This is a genomic window from Alphaproteobacteria bacterium (assembly GCA_040220875.1).
Lineage (GTDB): Bacteria > Pseudomonadota > Alphaproteobacteria > JAVJVX01 > JAVJVX01 > JAVJVX01.
Window position 1 is genome coordinate 121,745 of the sequence record JAVJVX010000007.1, and the last position, 17,625, is coordinate 139,369.

The 17,625-nt window shown below is 63.4% G+C and carries 14 protein-coding genes; all 14 read left to right on the top strand.

All coding sequences use genetic code 11. The annotated features are described in order from the left end of the window. The first annotated feature begins 143 nt into the window (after positions 1-143). A complete protein-coding gene (locus tag RLQ26_09170) occupies positions 144-1,448 on the top strand; it encodes a proline--tRNA ligase (GenBank protein ID MEQ9088896.1) in 1,305 nt (434 codons plus the stop codon). Next, positions 1,445-2,698: a lipoprotein-releasing ABC transporter permease subunit gene (locus RLQ26_09175; GenBank protein ID MEQ9088897.1), complete on the top strand. Its 1,254-nt coding sequence runs from the start codon at positions 1,445-1,447 to the stop codon at positions 2,696-2,698. Before RLQ26_09170 ends, RLQ26_09175 begins: the two co-directional genes overlap by 4 nt. A 6-nt stretch (positions 2,699-2,704) precedes the next feature. Then, positions 2,705-3,385 carry an ABC transporter ATP-binding protein gene (locus RLQ26_09180; GenBank protein MEQ9088898.1) on the top strand — a complete coding sequence of 227 codons (681 nt, stop codon included), beginning with the start codon at positions 2,705-2,707 and terminating at the stop codon, positions 3,383-3,385. A gap of 92 nt (positions 3,386-3,477) precedes the next feature. Next, the gene (dnaE, locus tag RLQ26_09185) at positions 3,478-6,963 is read left to right on the top strand and encodes a DNA polymerase III subunit alpha (GenBank protein ID MEQ9088899.1); all 3,486 of its coding nucleotides are present in this window, start codon (positions 3,478-3,480) and stop codon (positions 6,961-6,963) included. Positions 6,964-7,193: 230 nt separating this feature from the next. Further along, positions 7,194-8,003, top strand: a complete 810-nt coding sequence (gene rpsB / locus RLQ26_09190) for a 30S ribosomal protein S2 (GenBank protein ID MEQ9088900.1) — start codon at positions 7,194-7,196, stop codon at positions 8,001-8,003. A gap of 83 nt (positions 8,004-8,086) precedes the next feature. Beyond that, positions 8,087-9,013, top strand: coding sequence for a translation elongation factor Ts (gene tsf, locus RLQ26_09195; protein MEQ9088901.1), 927 nt, complete (start codon positions 8,087-8,089; stop codon positions 9,011-9,013). Positions 9,014-9,095: 82 nt separating this feature from the next. Then, a complete protein-coding gene (gene pyrH, locus RLQ26_09200; GenBank protein ID MEQ9088902.1) occupies positions 9,096-9,860 on the top strand; it encodes a UMP kinase in 765 nt (254 codons plus the stop codon). Between the two features lie 5 nt (positions 9,861-9,865). Beyond that, positions 9,866-10,423, top strand: coding sequence for a ribosome recycling factor (gene frr, locus RLQ26_09205; GenBank protein ID MEQ9088903.1), 558 nt, complete (start codon positions 9,866-9,868; stop codon positions 10,421-10,423). Between the two features lie 2 nt (positions 10,424-10,425). After that, positions 10,426-11,151 (top strand): isoprenyl transferase, encoded by a 726-nt coding sequence (locus tag RLQ26_09210; protein ID MEQ9088904.1) that lies wholly within the window; start codon positions 10,426-10,428, stop codon positions 11,149-11,151. After that, positions 11,141-11,968, top strand: coding sequence for a phosphatidate cytidylyltransferase (locus tag RLQ26_09215; protein ID MEQ9088905.1), 828 nt, complete (start codon positions 11,141-11,143; stop codon positions 11,966-11,968). The genes RLQ26_09210 and RLQ26_09215 overlap by 11 nt, the downstream gene beginning before the upstream one ends. Further along, entirely contained in the window at positions 11,959-13,155 is a 1,197-nt protein-coding gene (locus tag RLQ26_09220) for a 1-deoxy-D-xylulose-5-phosphate reductoisomerase (protein ID MEQ9088906.1), read from the top strand. Before RLQ26_09215 ends, RLQ26_09220 begins: the two co-directional genes overlap by 10 nt. Positions 13,156-13,160: 5 nt before the next feature. Further along, positions 13,161-14,357, top strand: a complete 1,197-nt coding sequence (gene rseP, locus RLQ26_09225; protein MEQ9088907.1) for an RIP metalloprotease RseP — start codon at positions 13,161-13,163, stop codon at positions 14,355-14,357. Further along, complete coding sequence (gene bamA, locus RLQ26_09230; GenBank protein ID MEQ9088908.1) at positions 14,357-17,059, top strand: outer membrane protein assembly factor BamA; 2,703 nt, start codon at positions 14,357-14,359, stop codon at positions 17,057-17,059. The genes rseP and bamA overlap by 1 nt, the downstream gene beginning before the upstream one ends. 14 nt (positions 17,060-17,073) lie before the next feature. Then, the gene (locus RLQ26_09235) at positions 17,074-17,625 is read left to right on the top strand and encodes an OmpH family outer membrane protein (GenBank protein ID MEQ9088909.1); all 552 of its coding nucleotides are present in this window, start codon (positions 17,074-17,076) and stop codon (positions 17,623-17,625) included.

Sequence of the window (17,625 nt, forward strand, 5' to 3'; positions counted from 1 at the left end):
GGGCGAGGGTCGGCGCAAGGGCGGCGCGCATTTGCCTTTCGGGCGCCGCCTGGCCTAAAGTCCGCCCGGTCCTCCCGGACGTCCGGAGTCGCGGGCCAGCGTTCAACCCTTTTCCGCCCGTTCTCTTGCCCGAGGCCCGCCAGATGCGCTTGTCGCGTTATTTCCTGCCGACTCTCAAGGAAACCCCGTCGGAAGCCCGGATCGCATCGCATCGGCTGATGCTGCGTGCCGGCATGGTCCGGCAGTCGGCCGCCGGGATCTACACATGGTTGCCGCTGGGTTTCCGGGTCTTGCGCAAGATCGAGAAGATCGTTCGCGCCGAACAGGACCGGGCGGGCGCGCTGGAGGTGCTCATGCCGACCATCCAGCCGGCCGAATTGTGGCGGGAATCAGGGCGCTACGATGATTACGGCAAGGAAATGCTGCGCATTCGCGACCGCCATGAGCGCGATCTGCTGTATGGGCCGACCAACGAGGAAATGATCACGGAAGTCTTTCGGGCCTACGTGAAGTCATATCGTGACCTGCCGCAGATTCTCTATCACGTGCAATGGAAGTTCCGCGACGAGGTCCGCCCGCGTTTTGGTGTGATGCGCGGACGTGAATTCCTGATGAAGGACAGCTATTCGTTCGACCTCGATTTCGAGGGCGCCCGGCGTTCCTACGACCTGATGTTCGAGACCTATCTGCGGACGTTCCGCCGTCTCGGGCTTCGTGCCATTCCGGTGAAGGCCGATCCTGGCGCGATCGGCGGCGATATGAGCCACGAGTTTCATATCCTGGCGGAAACGGGCGAAAGCGACCTCTATTATGATGCTGCCTTTGATTCGCTCGATCCCGACGGCGATATCGAGACCTTGAAGACTCTCTACGCCGCGGCGGATGAAAAGCACGATCCGGCCGCGTGCCCCGTGCCGCCCGATCGCCTGCGAACGACCAAGGGCATCGAGATCGGGCATATTTTCTATTTTGGCACGAAATATTCAGCGCCCATGGAGGCGCTGGTGGCCAGCCCGTCGGGCGACCTTGTCCCGGTCGAGATGGGGTCCTACGGCATTGGCGTCTCGCGCCTCGTGGGGGCGATTATCGAGGCCTATCACGACGAGGCCGGCATCATCTGGCCCGAGGAAGTCGCCCCGTTCCGCATCGGTATCGTGAACCTTCGGGTGTCGGATGCGGCGACGAGCGAGGCCGCCGATGACATGTATCGCCGGCTTTGCGAGGCCGGGCAGGAAGTGCTGCTCGATGACCGCGATCTCGGCGCCGGCGCCAAGTTCGCCGACATGGACCTGATCGGTCTTCCCTGGCAGCTCGTGATCGGGCCGCGCGGGGTCAAGGCGGGAACGGTGGAAATCAAGAACCGCGCCTCCGGCAAAAAGGAGGAAATATCGATTGATGCGGCCCTCGACCGGCTGAGCCGGGGACCCGACCGCAAGGCGGGGGTGTGATGTTTCGCCCGATCGAGCGCTGGATCGCCTTTCGTTACCTGCGGGCCCGGCGTCAGGAAGGGGCGATCAGCCTCATCGCCGGGTTCTCCCTTCTGGGGATCGCGCTCGGGGTCGCCACGCTGATCGTGGTGATGAGTGTCATGAACGGGTTCCGGGCCGAACTGATGGACCGGATTCTCGGTCTCAACGGGCATCTTGCGCTCTATGGCGCCGAGCACCGCCTGATCTCCGACTATGATGCGCTGGCCGCGCGCCTCGCCGAAACGCCCGGCGTGGCGCGGGCGACGGCGATCGTGGACGGGCAGGTGATGGCGACAGCCCACGGCCGGGCCCAGGGCGCGGTCGTTTTCGGGCTCGATCCGGACGCCTTTGCCGACCGCCCAATCCTGGCCCGTGGCGTCCAGATCGGCAGCGCCGAGGCGCTCAGGGACCCCGATAACGTGATTGTCGGTCACGAACTGGCGCGTCGCCTCGGGCTCGGCGAAGGCGACCATGTGACCCTGATCTCGCCCGAGGTCACCGCAACCGCTTTCGGCACACTGCCGCGGACGCGCGCCTACCGGGTAGGCGGGCTGCTCGATGTCGGCATGTTCGAATATGACAGCCGCATGATCTACATGCCGATCGCTTCGGCCCAGACATTCCTGCGCGCCAGGGACGGGGCCACGCTGATCGAGGTCTTTCTCGAGGATGCCGATCTTGTCGATGCCTTGCGACCCGCCATTATCGAGGCGGCCGGCGACACGCGACTTCGGATCGTCGACTGGCAGCAGGCCAACAGCAGTTTCTTCACCGCCCTCAAGGTGGAGCGAAACGTGATGTTCCTGATCCTCACGCTGATCATCCTGGTCGCCGCCTTCAACATTATTTCGAGTCTGATTATGCTGGTTAAGGACAAGGGCAAGGACATCGCCATCCTGCGTACTGTGGGCGCGTCGCGGGCGACGATCCTGCGCGTGTTCGTGCTGGCGGGGGCCAGTATCGGCGTTCTGGGGACGCTGCTGGGGACCGGACTGGGACTGCTCGTGGCCGGCAATGTCGATCGCATCCGGGTTTGGATCGAAGGTCTGACCCGGACCGAGCTCTGGTCGCCCGAGCTGCGGTTCCTGTCCACGCTTCCATCCATCATTCAGACCATGGATGTTCTCCTCGTTGTGGCAATGGCGCTTGGCCTGTCGTTTCTCGCCACGCTCTATCCCGCCTGGCGGGCCGCACGTCTGGATCCCGTGGAGGCGCTTCGTTATGAGTAGGCTGCCGTGACCGTCGTGCTTGCGCTCAGGGGGATTGCCCGGACCTTCGTCCAGGGCAACCGGCGTCTTGAGATCTTGCGCGGGTGCGATCTCGAGGTCGGGCGCGGGGAGGTGGTGGGCCTGCTCGGACCGTCGGGCTCCGGCAAATCGACGCTGCTGCACGTGTCCGGACTGCTGGAGCGTCCCGACGGGGGCGAGGTCGAAATCGCGGGTCAGCCATGCGGCCGCCTGGCGGACGAGGCGCGCACGCGGATCCGGCGTGTGCAGCTCGGGTTCGTCTACCAGTTCCACTACCTGATGGCCGAGTTTACGGCACGCGAAAACGTCATGATCCCGCAGATGATTGCGGGTCTCCCGCGTCAGGTTTCGCGCGAACGGGCAGACCGCCTTCTCGGCGAACTGGGTCTCTCCGCGCGGGCGGATCATCGCCCGGCGCAACTCTCGGGCGGTGAGCAGCAGCGCGTGGCAATCGCGCGGGCCATGGCCAACCGGCCGGCTCTCATCCTCGCCGACGAGCCCACGGGAAATCTCGATCCCGGCACGGCCGAGCAGGTTTTCGGTTCGATCCTCGACGTTGTCCGGAACAGCGGCACGGCCGCCCTGATCGCCACGCATAACGGCGAATTGGCCGGGCGTATGGACCGCACAACGCGCCTCGAGGACGGGCATCTGGTGCCCGTCGCCTGACAGGCGTCGGAACCGGGGAGTTTTCCACAAGATATTAAAGACACGCGCCGAAGAGAGCTAGAGCGCGGGGGCGGAGTATGGAATCCTTGGGCATGCCCGTAGCCAAGGTCGATCCCGGTTTCGTTCACCTGCGCGTCCATTCCGCCTATTCGCTGCTGGAAGGCGCGCTCAAGACCGACGAGATCGTGGCGCTCTGCCACGAGCATGGCATGCCCGCCATCGCCATCACCGACAGTGGTAATTTGTTCGGCGCGCTCGAATTCGCGCAGAAATGCGCGGCGCGGGGCATCCAGCCGATCATTGGCTGTCAGATCAATGTGACCCGGCCTGAGGCGGAGTCCGAACTCGATGGACAAAGAGGCGGACGGGCGGCGGAACCGGATCACCTCATCCTGCTCGTGCAGAACGAGACGGGCTATCGCAATCTGATGGGATTTGTCAGCGCGGCTTTCCTCGAAACCGAGCCTGGCCAGACGCCCCAGATTTCGCTCGAGACGCTGGCGGACCGGAGCGCGGGCCTGATCGCGCTCTCGGGCGGTCCCCGGGGTACCGTCGGCCGGCTTCTGGCGGATGGCCAGGAGGCCCGCGCCGAGACCGTCCTTGCCCGCCTCGCGGGTATCTTCCCCGGACGGTTCTACATCGAACTGATGCGCCACCAGCTTGAGATCGAGGACCGGATCGAGCCGGGGCTCCTGTCTCTCGCCTATCGCCACGACCTGCCGCTTGTCGCCACCAATGATGTGTTTTTCCGCGATCCCGATATGTTCGAGGCCCACGATGCCCTGCTCTGCGTCGCGGAAGGGAAATATGTCGAGGACGAAAACCGTCGCCGCGAGACGCTGGATCACTGGCTGAAGCCTGGGGACCAGATGACGGCGCTGTTTTCGGACATCCCGGAAGCAATCCAGAACACCGTCGCCATCGCACGGCGCTGCGCCTATTTCCCAACCGCGCATGACCCCATTCTGCCGGCCTTCCCTACGGCCGCAGGTCGGGACGAGGCGGCGGAACTTCATGCTCAGGCGAAGGCCGGGCTGGACGACCGCCTCGCCAGGCTGCGGGCGGAGGAAATGGCGGGCACGGCCGAAGCCTACCATCGGCGGTTTGATTTCGAGATCGAAATCATCGTCAAGATGGGTTTCGCGGGCTACTTCCTGATCGTCTCCGACTTTATCCGCTGGGCCAAGAACGAGGGGATTCCGGTAGGGCCAGGGCGCGGCTCGGGCGCCGGTTCGGTAGTTGCCTGGGCGCTGCGGATTACCGATCTCGATCCGCTGCGGTTCGGCCTCCTGTTCGAACGCTTCCTCAACCCCGAGCGGGTCTCAATGCCGGACTTCGATGTTGATTTCTGCCAGGAGCGCCGCGATGAGGTGCTTCACTACGTGCAGGACCGCTACGGGCACGACCGGGTCGCCCAGATCATCACCTTCGGAAAGCTGCAGGCGCGCGCCGTGCTGCGCGATGTGGGACGTGTGCTCCAGATGCCCTACGGGCAGGTGGACCGGATCTGCAAGCTGGTGCCCAACAACCCCGCCAACCCGGTCACACTTCAAGAGGCGGTGGATGGCGAGCCGGCGCTGCAGGATATGCGCGCAAACGATCCGTCCGTCCGCCGGCTGGTCGATATCGGCCTCAAGCTGGAGGGCCTTTACCGCCACGCCTCCACCCATGCGGCCGGGGTGGTGATCGGCGACCGGCCGCTGCACGAGCTGATCCCGCTTTACCGCGATCCGCGCGCGGCCATGCCCGTGACGCAATTCTCGATGAAGTACGCCGAAGCGGCGGGGCTGGTGAAATTCGATTTCCTCGGACTCAAGACGCTGACGGTATTGGCCTACGCCATTCGCCACTTGCGCGCGCGGGGAACCGCGATCGACCTCGAGACTCTCACGCTCGACGACCGCGCCACCTATGAGATGCTCGGCCGGGGTGACTCCACGGGCGTTTTCCAGATGGAAAGCGCGGGCATGCGCGACGTCCTGCGCAAGCTGCAACCGGACCGTTTCGAGGATCTTATCGCCGTCGTCGCGCTTTATCGCCCGGGCCCGATGGAAAACATTCCAAGCTATATCGACCGCAAGCACGGCCGCGAAAAGCCAGACTATCTGCATCCCACGCTTGAGGACATCCTCAAGGAAACCTTCGGGATCATGATCTACCAGGAACAGGTGATGCAGATTGCGCAGGTCCTGTCCGGCTATTCGCTCGGCAATGCCGATCTGCTGCGGCGTGCCATGGGCAAGAAGATCAAATCCGAGATGGAGGCGCAGCGTCAGGCGTTCATCGAGGGCGCGGTGGCGCGCGGGGTGGATGAACCTGTCGCCCAGAACATCTTCGAGCAGGTGAACAAGTTCGCGGGCTATGGCTTCAACAAATCCCACGCCGCGGCTTACGCGCTCATCGCCTACCAGACGGCCTATCTCAAGGCGAACCACCCGGTGGAATTCCTCGCCGCCACGATGACGCTCGATCTCGATCGGACGGAGAAGCTTGCGGTCTTCAAGCAGGAGGTGGAGCGACTGGCATTTCGCGTGTTGCCGCCTGACATCAACCGCTCGGAAGCCGTTTTCTCGGTCGAAGACGACACTGACGGCCGGCCGGCCCTGCGCTATGCGCTGGGCGCCATCCGCAATGTCGGCGAACATGCGATGGAACAGATCGTGGCGGAGCGCCGCGCGAACGGGCCCTTCGCCTCGCTCGAGGATTTCGCCCAGCGGCTCGATCCGCGCGCCATGAACCGCCGCCAGCTGGAAAACCTGGTCAAGGCCGGGGCCTTCGACAGGCTGAACGACAACCGTGCCGGCGTCTTTGGCGCCATCGACGGCATCCTCAAGATCGCCAGCGCGGCCAATGAGGACCGCCAGACCGACCAGCCCATTCTCTTCGGCGAGGATACGGTCGAGCTCCGCCGCGATCTCGAAATCCCCGATTGCGAGGATTGGGCCGTCCTCGATCGTCTGGCCGAAGAGTTCGATGCCATGGGGTTCTATCTCTCGGCCCACCCGCTGGATGCTTATGGCCCCAGCCTGGCCCGGCTGGGGGTGGTCCCGGCGGCCGGGGTTGAAGACAGGCTGTCAGGGACGACCGGACGGCTTGTGCTGGCCGGGACCGTGACGGGCAAGCAGGAGCGGACCTCGGCCAAAGGCAGCCGGTTTGCCTTTGTCCAGCTTTCCGATCCGACGGGCACGTTCGAGGTCACGGTCTTTTCCGAGATGCTGCGCGATCATCGCGACCTTCTCGAATCCGGCAAGCCGCTGCTTCTCGCCGTCGAGGGCCGCATGGAGGAAGGCGGCGCGCGGCTGATCGCGCAGAAGCTGGAGCCGCTTGATCAGGCGGTGGCCCGCCTCGGGGACGAGCTGCAACTCGTGCTCGAGGACCGCGCTGCCGTGGATCGCCTGGCCCGGCTTTTCGAGGCTGACGGCCCCGGACGGAGCCAGGTTACCCTGATTGTGCCGTTGGCCGAGGGGGGCACGGTGGAGGTCGAACTGCGCCAGCGCTACGCTCTCTCGGGCCAGCTTCGGGCCCAGCTCCAGGCCCTGCCGGGGGTCCGGCCGCTCGGCGCGCTGGCGGCCGAGTAAGCGACCCGGCGACTACGCCGGCGGCAGCGGTCAAATCCTTGGAATACGGACAAAAACTCCTGATTTGGCAAGGTTTTCGGCTTGCCAAAGCGGGCCCCAGCCTGTATCACCCTGCCCATAAACCTCACGCGGGATCGCGGCCCCCGGCCACAAGTCGGACGGCCGATCCGGTGTTCGGTCCCGGACCGGACTTTCCTCCCGCGGCGGATTAACCGGAGAAGGAGAGAACCATGGCGCTTCCCGCCTACACGATGCGCCAGCTACTCGAAGCTGGCGTTCATTTCGGTCATCACACCCGGCGCTGGAACCCGAAGATGGGGCCTTACATCTTCGGCGTCCGCAACGGCGTGCATATCGTTGATTTGGAACAGACTTACGGCATGCTGTATCGCGGCCTCGCTGTGATCCGCGACGTCGTGGCCAATGGCGGCCGGGTCCTTTTCGTCGGCACGAAACGCCAGGCGCAGCAGAAAATTGCCGAAACGGCCCAGGCCTGCGGCCAGCATTTCGTGAACCATCGCTGGTTGGGCGGCATGCTCACCAACTGGCAGACGATTTCCGCCTCCATCCGGCGCCTGCGCGAGCTCGATGAGGAGCTCGGCAAGGAAGAGACCGGCCGAACCAAGAAGGAAATGCTGCAGCTTACGCGTGAGCGCGACCGGCTGGAGCGCGCGGTGGGTGGCATCAAGGAAATGGGTGGCCTGCCCGACATCCTGTTCGTGATCGACACCAACAAGGAGGCGATCGCGGTACTGGAGGCTCGCAAACTGAACATTCCGGTCGTGGCGATCCTGGACACCAACAGCGATCCCGAGGGGATCGCCCACCCGATCCCGGGCAACGATGATGCGCTTCGCGCCATCTCGCTCTATTGCGATCTGGTCAAGGCGGCCGTCTTCGACGGTCTTCAGGCCGAAATGGCGGCCGGTGGCGGGGATATCGGGGCCTCGGAAGAGCCCGCTGTCGAAGCGCTCGGCGAGGCCCGGCCGGCCGGGGACGGCGCGGGCGATCAGGCTGCGCCGGCACAGCCGGCGGAGTAGGTGGCAAGCGCGGCCCGGGCAGGCTTCGCGGGCGTGAGGCCCCCGGGCAACGGTTGAAGTTTTACGGATAAAGGTTTGGAAATATGGCAAAAATCACCGCAGCCCTGGTGAAAGAGCTCCGCGAGAAGACCGGAGCCGGGATGATGGATTGCAAGAAGGCGTTGACCGAGACGGATGGCGATCTCGACGCCGCCGTGGACTGGCTGCGCACGAAGGGGCTTGCCGCTGCCGCTAAGAAGGCCGGCCGGGTCGCGGCCGAGGGGCTCGTCGGCGTGGCCACGCGCGAGGGTGCAGGCGTTGTCGTCGAGGTGAATGCCGAGACCGATTTCGTCGCCCGGAACGAAGATTTCCAGAAATTCGCGGCCGAGATCACCGAGCTCTGTTTCGAGACGGGGGACGACATGGAGGCCCTGAAATCGGTCCCGTATCCGGGCACCGAACGCAATGTCGGCGAGGAATTGAACCACCTTATCGCGACCATCGGCGAGAACATGGGCCTTCGGCGCGCGGCCTCGCTTGAGGTCTCGCCCGGGGTCGTCGCCCATTACGTGCACAATTCAGTCAAGCCCGGCCTCGGCAAGATCGGCGTCATCGTCGCCCTAAAATCCGAGGGCGATCATGGCGTGCTCGGTGATCTTGGCAAGCAGATCGCGATGCATGTCGCGGCCGCGATGCCGCTGGCGGTCAGCGCCGACGAGGTGGACGCCGAGTCGGTCGAGCGCGAGCGTGCGGTGCTGACGGAGCAGGCGCGGGAATCCGGCAAACCGGAAAACGTGATCGAAAAAATGGTGGAAGGCCGGCTGCGGAAATATTTCGAAACCGTGGCGCTGCTTGAGCAGACATTCGTTATCGACGGCGAATCGAAGGTAAAAAAGGTGCTCGATGACTGGGCCAAGGACGCCGGCGCGCCCATCGAAGTGACGGGTTTCGTCCGGTTTGCACTCGGCGAGGGGATCGAGCGCGAGGAAAAGGATTTTGCCTCTGAAGTGGCGGAACAGGTCGGCGCCTAGTCCGAGACAGCGCCGTTACGGGGAGTCGAAGATGGGGCGGCGCAGGCCGTCCGCCTGAGGGAGCACGGCCATTACGCCTGGGATGGATAGCGAAGCGGGAACGAACAACGCCGACAAGGCCGCGTCGGGCAAGACCCGATACCGTCGCGTTCTTCTGAAAATTTCCGGCGAGGCCCTGATGGGGGACCGGGATTACGGCCTCGATCCCGATACCGTCAACCGTGTCGCCAAGGAGGTCCGCGCCGTCGTCGATCTCGGTGTCGAGGTCTGCCTGGTCATTGGCGGCGGCAACATCTTTCGCGGCATCGCCGCCCAGGCCGCCGGAATGGACCGGGTCACGGGTGACAACATGGGCATGCTCGCAACCGTGATCAACGCGCTGGCGGTTCAAAGCGCGCTCGAGCAAGCCGGGGTCCCGACCCGTGTCCAGTCCGCCATCCCGATGAGCAGTGTCAGCGAGCCGTTCATTCGCCGTCGCGCCATCCGCCACATGGAAAAGGGCCGAGTGGTAATTTTCGCCGCTGGCACCGGTAACCCGTTTTTCACAACTGATACCGCGGCCGCATTGCGCGCGTCGGAAATGAACTGCGACGCGCTGCTTAAGGGAACCAAGGTGGACGGCGTTTACACGGCGGATCCCGTCACAAACCCGTCGGCCACGCGCTATGACAGCCTGACCTATATGGCGGTGTTGTCCAATGACCTGCGGGTAATGGATGCGTCGGCCATCTCGCTGGCGAGGGAAAACAAGATTCCCATATTGGTGTTTTCAATTCACACGCCAGGCGCTTTTGCCGAAGTCATGACGGGCAAGGGCCGGGCGACCGTAATCTGCGGGGAGGACTGAACCTCATGGCCGATCTCGATCTCAAGACACTCGGTCGCCGGATGGATGGCGCCGTCGAGGCCTTTCATCGGGAGCTGGCGGGGCTGAGAACGGGGCGGGCTTCCGCGTCGCTTCTTGAGCCGCTCATGGTGGATGCCTATGGCTCGCAGATGCCGATGAACCAGGTGGGCTCCATTGGCGTGCCGGAGCCGCGCATGCTCTCGGTCCAGGTCTGGGACAAGGGGCTGGTGAGCGCGGTCGAAAAGGCGATCCGTGAGTCGAATCTCGGCCTCAATCCCATGGTGGAAGGGCAGATGGTGCGGGTGCCCGTGCCGGATCTGACCGAGGAGCGCCGGCGCGAACTGGCCAGGGTCGCCTCCAAATACGCCGAGCAGGCCCGGATCGCGGCTCGCAACGTGCGCCGGGACGCGATGGACCAGCTCAAGAAAATGGAAAAGGACAGCGAAATCTCGAAGGACGAGCACCGTGACCTTGGTGACGAGGTCCAGAAGTTGACTGATAAGGCGGTCGGCGAGATCGACAAGCTTCTGGCCGACAAGGAACGGGAAATCATGACGGTCTGATGATGCAGGCGATCGATCCCAAAAAGGGCGAGCGTGGAACGCCCGGCCATGTCGCCATCATCATGGATGGCAATGGACGCTGGGCGCGCGCGCGCGGACTTCCGCGAACGGAAGGCCATCGGAAGGGCGCGGAGTCGGTCCGGCGCGCAGTGACGGCAGCTCGCGAGCTCGGGATCGGCTATCTCACGCTGTTTGGCTTTTCCTCGGAGAACTGGAAGCGGCCGTCCTGGGAAGTTGTCGATCTGATGCAGCTTCTTCGTCATTATCTGCGCTCGGAAATCGCCGAGCTGCACCGCCATGATGTTCGCTTCCGTGTGATTGGCGAGCGCGACCGGCTGGAGCCCGAGATCGTCCAACTGATCGAGCGCGGCGAGGAAACCACCCGCAACAATTCGGCGCTCACGCTGACTATCGCGCTGAGTTACGGGGCCCGTCGGGAAATCGTGCTTGCGGCCCGGTTTCTGGCCGAAGAGGTGGCCGCAGGGCGCCTTAATCCCGCCAAGATCGATGAGGATTCTCTGGCGCGACACCTGTTTACGGCCGACATGCCCGATCCTGATCTCATTATCCGCACCAGCGGTGAGAAACGGATCAGCAATTTCCTTCTCTGGCAGGCGGCGTATGCCGAGTTCGTATTTCTCGAGAAGCTGTGGCCGGATTTCGGAAAAGAGGATTTGACCCGCGCGATCGAGGAATTCCACAGCCGGGAGCGGCGTTATGGGGCCTGAGCAGCAGACCGCGCAGCCGGACCGTCTGGGATTGCGGCTGATTTCGGCCGCCGTTCTCGCGCCGGTCGTGGTTGCAGCCGCGATCATGGGCGGCATCGTTTTTGAATTGCTGGTGATTGGCGCCGGTGTGATCCTGGCCTGGGAATGGTCGGGACTCTCGGCCGCTTCGGGCGGACGGGGAGCTTTTTTGCCGCTCGCGGGCGTGGCTGTCGTCGTGGGCGCGCTGGCGGCGCGCGGCCATGCCGGGCTGGCGCTCCTCGCGCTTGGCGTAACGTCGGCCGCGCTCTGGGCATTTTTGCGCCTGATGCGCGATTCCCGGCCGATGTGGATCGGCCTCGGGGCCTGGGTCATCGGTCTGCCGATCCTGTGCCTGATCTGGATTCGTGACGCCTCCGCCGGGCTGGGCGCCGTGCTGGTCCTGTTCTTCGTGGTCTGGGCCACGGATATTGCGGCCTACGCTGTCGGGCGCCTCGTGGGCGGACCGAAGCTCGCCCCGGACGTTAGCCCCAAGAAAACATGGTCGGGCGCGATTGGCGGTTTCCTCGCCGCTCTTGTCGTCGGCTATGGCGTATCACTTGGGACTGGCGGGACGGGAGGCTGGCCGGTCCTGGTGCTGTCGGCCATTCTCGGTCTTCTCGCGATCGGGGGTGACCTGCTGGAATCCGGCCTCAAGCGCCATTTTCACCTCAAGGATACGGGCACGCTCATTCCGGGCCATGGCGGGCTGATGGATCGTATCGATTCCCTGCTGGCCGCAACGCTGGTGCTGGCCGGCTTCCATCTTCTCACGCCCGGAGGCATCGGCGCATGGCTGTAACCATTTCGCAGCGAGAGCCCGGGCGGCGGCGTATTTCCATCCTCGGGTCCACCGGCTCGGTCGGATGCTCCACGATCGATCTGATCCGGCGCGGCAACGGGGCCTATGAGATCGAGGCGCTGACGGCCCACAGCAACGTGGCCAAGCTGGTGGAACAGGCGACAGAATTTCGCCCGGCCCTGGCAGTCATCGGCGACGAAACCCTTTACGAGCCGCTTAAGGCCGGGCTGGCCGGCACCGGGATCGAGGTCGCCGCAGGCCCCGTGGCGATCGTCGAGGCGGCGTCGCGCCCGGCCGACTGGATCATGGCCGCGATCGTGGGAGCGGCGGGACTTGAACCGACTCTGGCCGCGGTTCGCCAGGGCGCGATCGTCGGGCTGGCGAACAAGGAAAGCCTGGTTTGCGCCGGCGATCTGGTGACGGCGGAAATCGCGAAGAGCGGCGCGACGCTGCTGCCCGTGGATTCCGAGCACTCGGCAATTTTTCAGGTTTTCGATTTTGACCGCCTGGATGGAATTGAAAAGATCATCCTGACTGCCTCGGGCGGCCCGTTTCGTACCATGGACCTGAAGGATATGGAGGCGGTCACCCCCGAACAGGCGGTCGCGCATCCAAACTGGAGCATGGGGGCGAAGATCTCTGTCGATTCGGCGACCATGATGAACAAGGGACTGGAAGTGATCGAGGCCCATCATCTCTTTCCCGTCGACATGGACCGCATTGAAATCATCGTACATCCCCAATCCATCGTTCACTCCATGGTCAGCTATGTCGATGGCTCGGTGCTTGCTCATCTGGGCTCGCCCGATATGCGTACGCCCATCGCCTATGCCCTGTCCTGGCCGGCCCGCATGGCCGCCCCGGTCAAGCCGCTTGATCTCGCCGAAATCGGCGAACTGACCTTTCAGAAACCGGAACCGGCACGGTTCCCGGCCCTTCGGCTGGCGCGCGAGGCGCTCGCCATGGGCGGCAGCGCGCCCACCGTCCTGAATGCGGCCAACGAGGTGGCGGTCGCGGGCTTTCTCGCCGGCGCGAGCGGGTTCCTCGATATCTGCCGTATTGTGGAGCGTACAATGGAAATTATGGGTGGCGCGCCGTTGCGCAGCCTCGACGATGTCCGCGCGGTGGATCAGGAGGCGCGCCGCCTGGCACACGAACTCATGAACGCTCGCCGGCAACGGGGTTAGAAAAAATGGATTTTCTTACCGGTTATCTGATCCCGTTTCTGGTCGTGCTGACGATCCTCGTGTTCGTCCACGAACTCGGCCACTACTGGGTTGCCCGGCGCAACGGCGTCAGGGTCGAGGTCTTCTCCATCGGCTTCGGACCCGAGATCTTCGGCTGGACCGACCGGGCGGAGACCCGATGGAAAATCAGCTGGATACCGCTTGGCGGATATGTCCGCTTTCACGGGGACGAGGACGCGATAAGCCGGCCGGCAAGGGCAGGCGGGGACGGCACGCCAGACACGGATCCGGACGACGGGCCGGCCAATGACGGCGGCACCGCGGCGCCGGCCGCGACCGGCAACGCGATTGATCATAGTGTGGCGTTTCACGACAAGCGTCTTGGCCAGCGCGCGGCGATCGTCGCAGCCGGGCCCCTCGCCAACTTCTTTTTCGCCATCTTCCTTCTGGCGGCGCTGTTTGTCGTCGCGGGCCAACCCTATACGGCGCCCGAAATCGGCGACGTGCGCCCGGACAGCGCGGCCGCTGCTGCCGGGCTTCAGCCGGGAGACCGCTTCCTCGAGATCGACGGCAGTAAAATCGAGCGGTTTGAGGAAATTCAGCAGATTGTACGCCTTCATCCCGAGGAGGCACTCGTGGCCGTGCTGTCGCGCGACGGAGAGCGTATCGAGGCCACGCTCAGGCCACGCATGACTGAAGTTACCGACAGGTTCGGCACGGTGCACCGGATCGGGCTTTTGGGGGTGACGTCGAATGGCACGACGGAGCTCGTTCACCGCAATCCGCTGGAGGCCACATGGCTGGCCGCCAAGGAAACCGTTTCGCTGACCTCGATGACGTTGACGGCTGTGGGCCAGATCATCGCCGGCAGCCGGACGGCGGAAGAGCTCGGCGGTCCGATCCGGATCGCCCAGATGTCGGGGCAGATGGCCCAGACCGGCTGGATCAGCGTCATCTATTTCATGGCGCTGCTGTCGATCAATCTGGGGTTGATCAATCTGTTCCCGGTCCCGATGCTCGACGGGGGGCACCTTCTATTTTACGGGATCGAGGCCCTGCGGGGCCGGCCCCTGGGACAGCGCGCACAGGAATACGGGTTTCGCATCGGGTTCGCGCTGGTGCTCAGCCTGATGCTGTTCGCCACCTGGAATGACCTGGTCCAATTGCGGGTGGTGGAATTCGTGAAGGCCTTGATGACGTGATGATTTGGGCGTGGGGGGCAGTCGTTCGCGCGTTACGCAAGGCGGTCGGGCATGCCATGCCGGTGGTGCTCGCCCTGGTCCTGGCCGCGCTCCCCGTCGGTCGCGCCGGGGCCCAGCAGACCGCCCCGGCGACGGGTGGGGTGCTCTTGCCCTCGTCCGGATACGGCCCGGTCACGGAAGTAACCACGTCTCCGCAGCCGACGGCCGCCAGTACGGCGCCAGGTTCCGCCCCGGCGACGCCCGGCGGGGCCTACACCAGCCCCCGACCGCGCGCCGCCGGCACGCCGGGGGCAACATACGAGACCTATTCCACTCAGCGCTATTCGCCTGCAACCACCCGGCCGGCGCGGATTATTCTGCCATCGGGCGCGATCCTCGAGCCCCTGCCGACGGCCACGGAGACGACGACGCCCGGCGCCGGCGCGCCCGCGCCGAGCGCGCCCCCGGAAGGGGACGGCGCGACCGCGACAGGTCCGGGAGAAGGATCGTCGGCGGAGGGCATCGAAGGCGGCGTCGTCGAGCGTGTCCGTGTCAGTGGCAACCAGCGTATCGAGCGCGCGACGGTCGAGAGTTATTTGCTGCTGAGGGAAGGGGACCGTTTCGACCCGTTGCGGATGGATCGTTCACTCAAGGAACTCTTCGCGACGGGGCTCTTTTCTGACGTGGAGGTGCGCCGCGAAGGAAACGAGCTTGTGGTGGAGGTGGAGGAAAATCCGGTCATCAACCGCCTCGTGTTTGAAGGCAACAGCAAGATCGAGGATGACAAGCTTCAGGAGGAAATCGACCTGAGGCCTCGTGTCGTCTACACGCGAACCAAGGTCCAGAATGCGGTGCGACGGATCTCGACACTCTACCAGCGAAGCGGGCGGTTTGCCGCGCGGGTCGAGCCAAAGATCATTCGGCTGGATCAGAATCGGGTCGATCTGGTCTTCGAGATAGACGAAGGCGAAGTTACGGGTATCAAGAAAATAAATTTCATCGGGAACACGGAATTCAGCGACTTTCGACTGAAAGGCGTGATTGCCACCAAGGAAACGGCCTGGTGGCGGATCTTGTCGAGCAATGACACCTACGACCCTGACCGGCTGGCCTTCGATCGGGATGCGTTACGCCGGTTTTACCTGAATAACGGATACGCCGATTTCAGCGTTATTTCGGCGGTGGCCGAATTGGCGCCGGACAAGTCGGGATTCTTCGTCACCTTCACGGTGGAAGAAGGCAAGCAGTATACGATCGGCCGGGTAGAGGTGAATTCGCAGATCGAGGAGATCGACCGCGATCTGATCCAGAATGAAATTCTGGTCCAACCGGGGGAAATCTACGATGGCGAGGAGGTCGAGAAATCCGTAGACGAAATCACGGATCGGGTGGGCGAGCTTGGCTATGCCTTTGTCGATATCCGGCCCCGAACCCTGCGGGACAGGGAAAACCGCGAAGTTCACGTGGTTTTCCAGATCGCTGAGGCGCCCCGCGTATTTATCGAGCGCATCAACATCGTTGGAAACACGCGGACGCTCGACCGGGTCATCCGTCGCGAGTTCCGCCTTGTCGAGGGCGATGCATTCAACACCGCGAAACTGCAGCGGACGGAAACCCGGATCGATAATCTCGGATTTTTCGAGGAAGTCGAGTTGCGGAACAGGCCCGGATCGAGGCCCGACCTGACGGTGATTGAGGTCGAGGTCAAGGAACAGCCCACGGGAGAGTTCTCCCTTGGCGCCGGATTCTCATCGGGCTCCGGCGCCCTGGGCCAGATCGGCATTCGGGAGCGGAATTTCCTCGGTCGCGGCCAGGATGTGCGTGCGAACTTCACGATCTCCCAGCGAAATTCTGCGATCGATGTCGGCTTTACCGAACCCTATTTTCTGGACCGAGACGTGTCGGCCGGGTTTGATCTCTTTCTGACCCAGCAGGATTTCGACGACGAGAGTTCCTTCGAACAGAATTCGGTCGGGCTGACCCTGCGCCTTGCCTATAACCTGTCCGAGCGCATTCGCCATGGCCTCAATTACACGCTGCGCCGGGACGACATCGAGGGGACCGAGATCTTTCTCTCCCCGATCATTCGCAGGCAGGAAGGCGAACGGTCGACGTCCTCGATTTCGCACTTCATTTCCTACGATACCCGGGACAGTCGGCAGAATACGACGCGCGGCTGGTTTGCAACCTTGTCGAACACGCTGGCCGGTCTTGGCGGCGGTGAACGTTTTATCCGGTCCGAAATTCGGGGCGGATACTACTATCCGTTTGATCAGGACTGGATTGGCCTCATTCGGGCCAGTGCCGGAAACGTTTTCGGCTTTGGCGGGCGTACGGTCAGGATTACCAACCGTTTCTTTGTGGGTGGTGATAATCTTCGTGGGTTCGAGCCTGCGGGTATCGGTCCGCGAGACCTGTTGTTCGATGACGCGCTTGGGGGAAATCAGTCCTTTACCGGGACACTTCAACTCGAATTTCCTACACCGGTCCCGGATGAACTGGGAGTCAAGGGGAGGATTTTTTCCGATTTCGGCCTGCTGACCGAAATCGACGAAATCGACCCGAATATTGTCGATGCCGGCTCGCTTCGGGCGAGTGCCGGGATTGGCGTGAGTTGGGATTCGCCCTTCGGGCCTATTAGTGTTGACCTGGGCAGGGCAATCCTTAAGGAAGACCACGACGAACTAGAAACTTTCCGTGTCAGTTTTGGAACGAGGTTTTGACGATGAAGCGATGCATGACGAAATTATGGCTGATTGCCGCAATGCTGTTTTTTGCCGCCGCGCCCGCAACACAGGCGGATGCGGCCGATTTCGATCCGCCGGTAGTCGCGGTACTCGACGTTCAGCGGATTATCGCTGAATCTGTCGCGGCGGCCGACCTGCGAACGCAGGTCGAGAAATACAACACCTCCCTGCAGGAGGAATTCAAGGGCAAGGAGAACGAGCTGCGCTCCGAGGATGAGGAGCTCAAGCGTCAGGCGACGGTTCTTGCCGAAGACAAGCTCAAGGAAAAATCACAGGCGCTGAAGCAAAAGGCCTCCCAGGTGATGAAGGAGGCTGACGCCGCCCGCCGCACGCTGGAGGCGGCTTATAACCGTGGTCTCAAGGAAATCGAAGTGGCCTTGAACCAGGTGGTTCAGAAAATCGCCGATGAGGGAGACATCGACCTCGTGCTGGTCAAGGGGCAGGTCTTCTATGTCGGGGCCGATCTCGACATTACTCAACGGTCCCTGATCGCGCTGAACAAGAAAATCAGCACCGTCAAACTGCAGGTCGAGAAAAGCTAG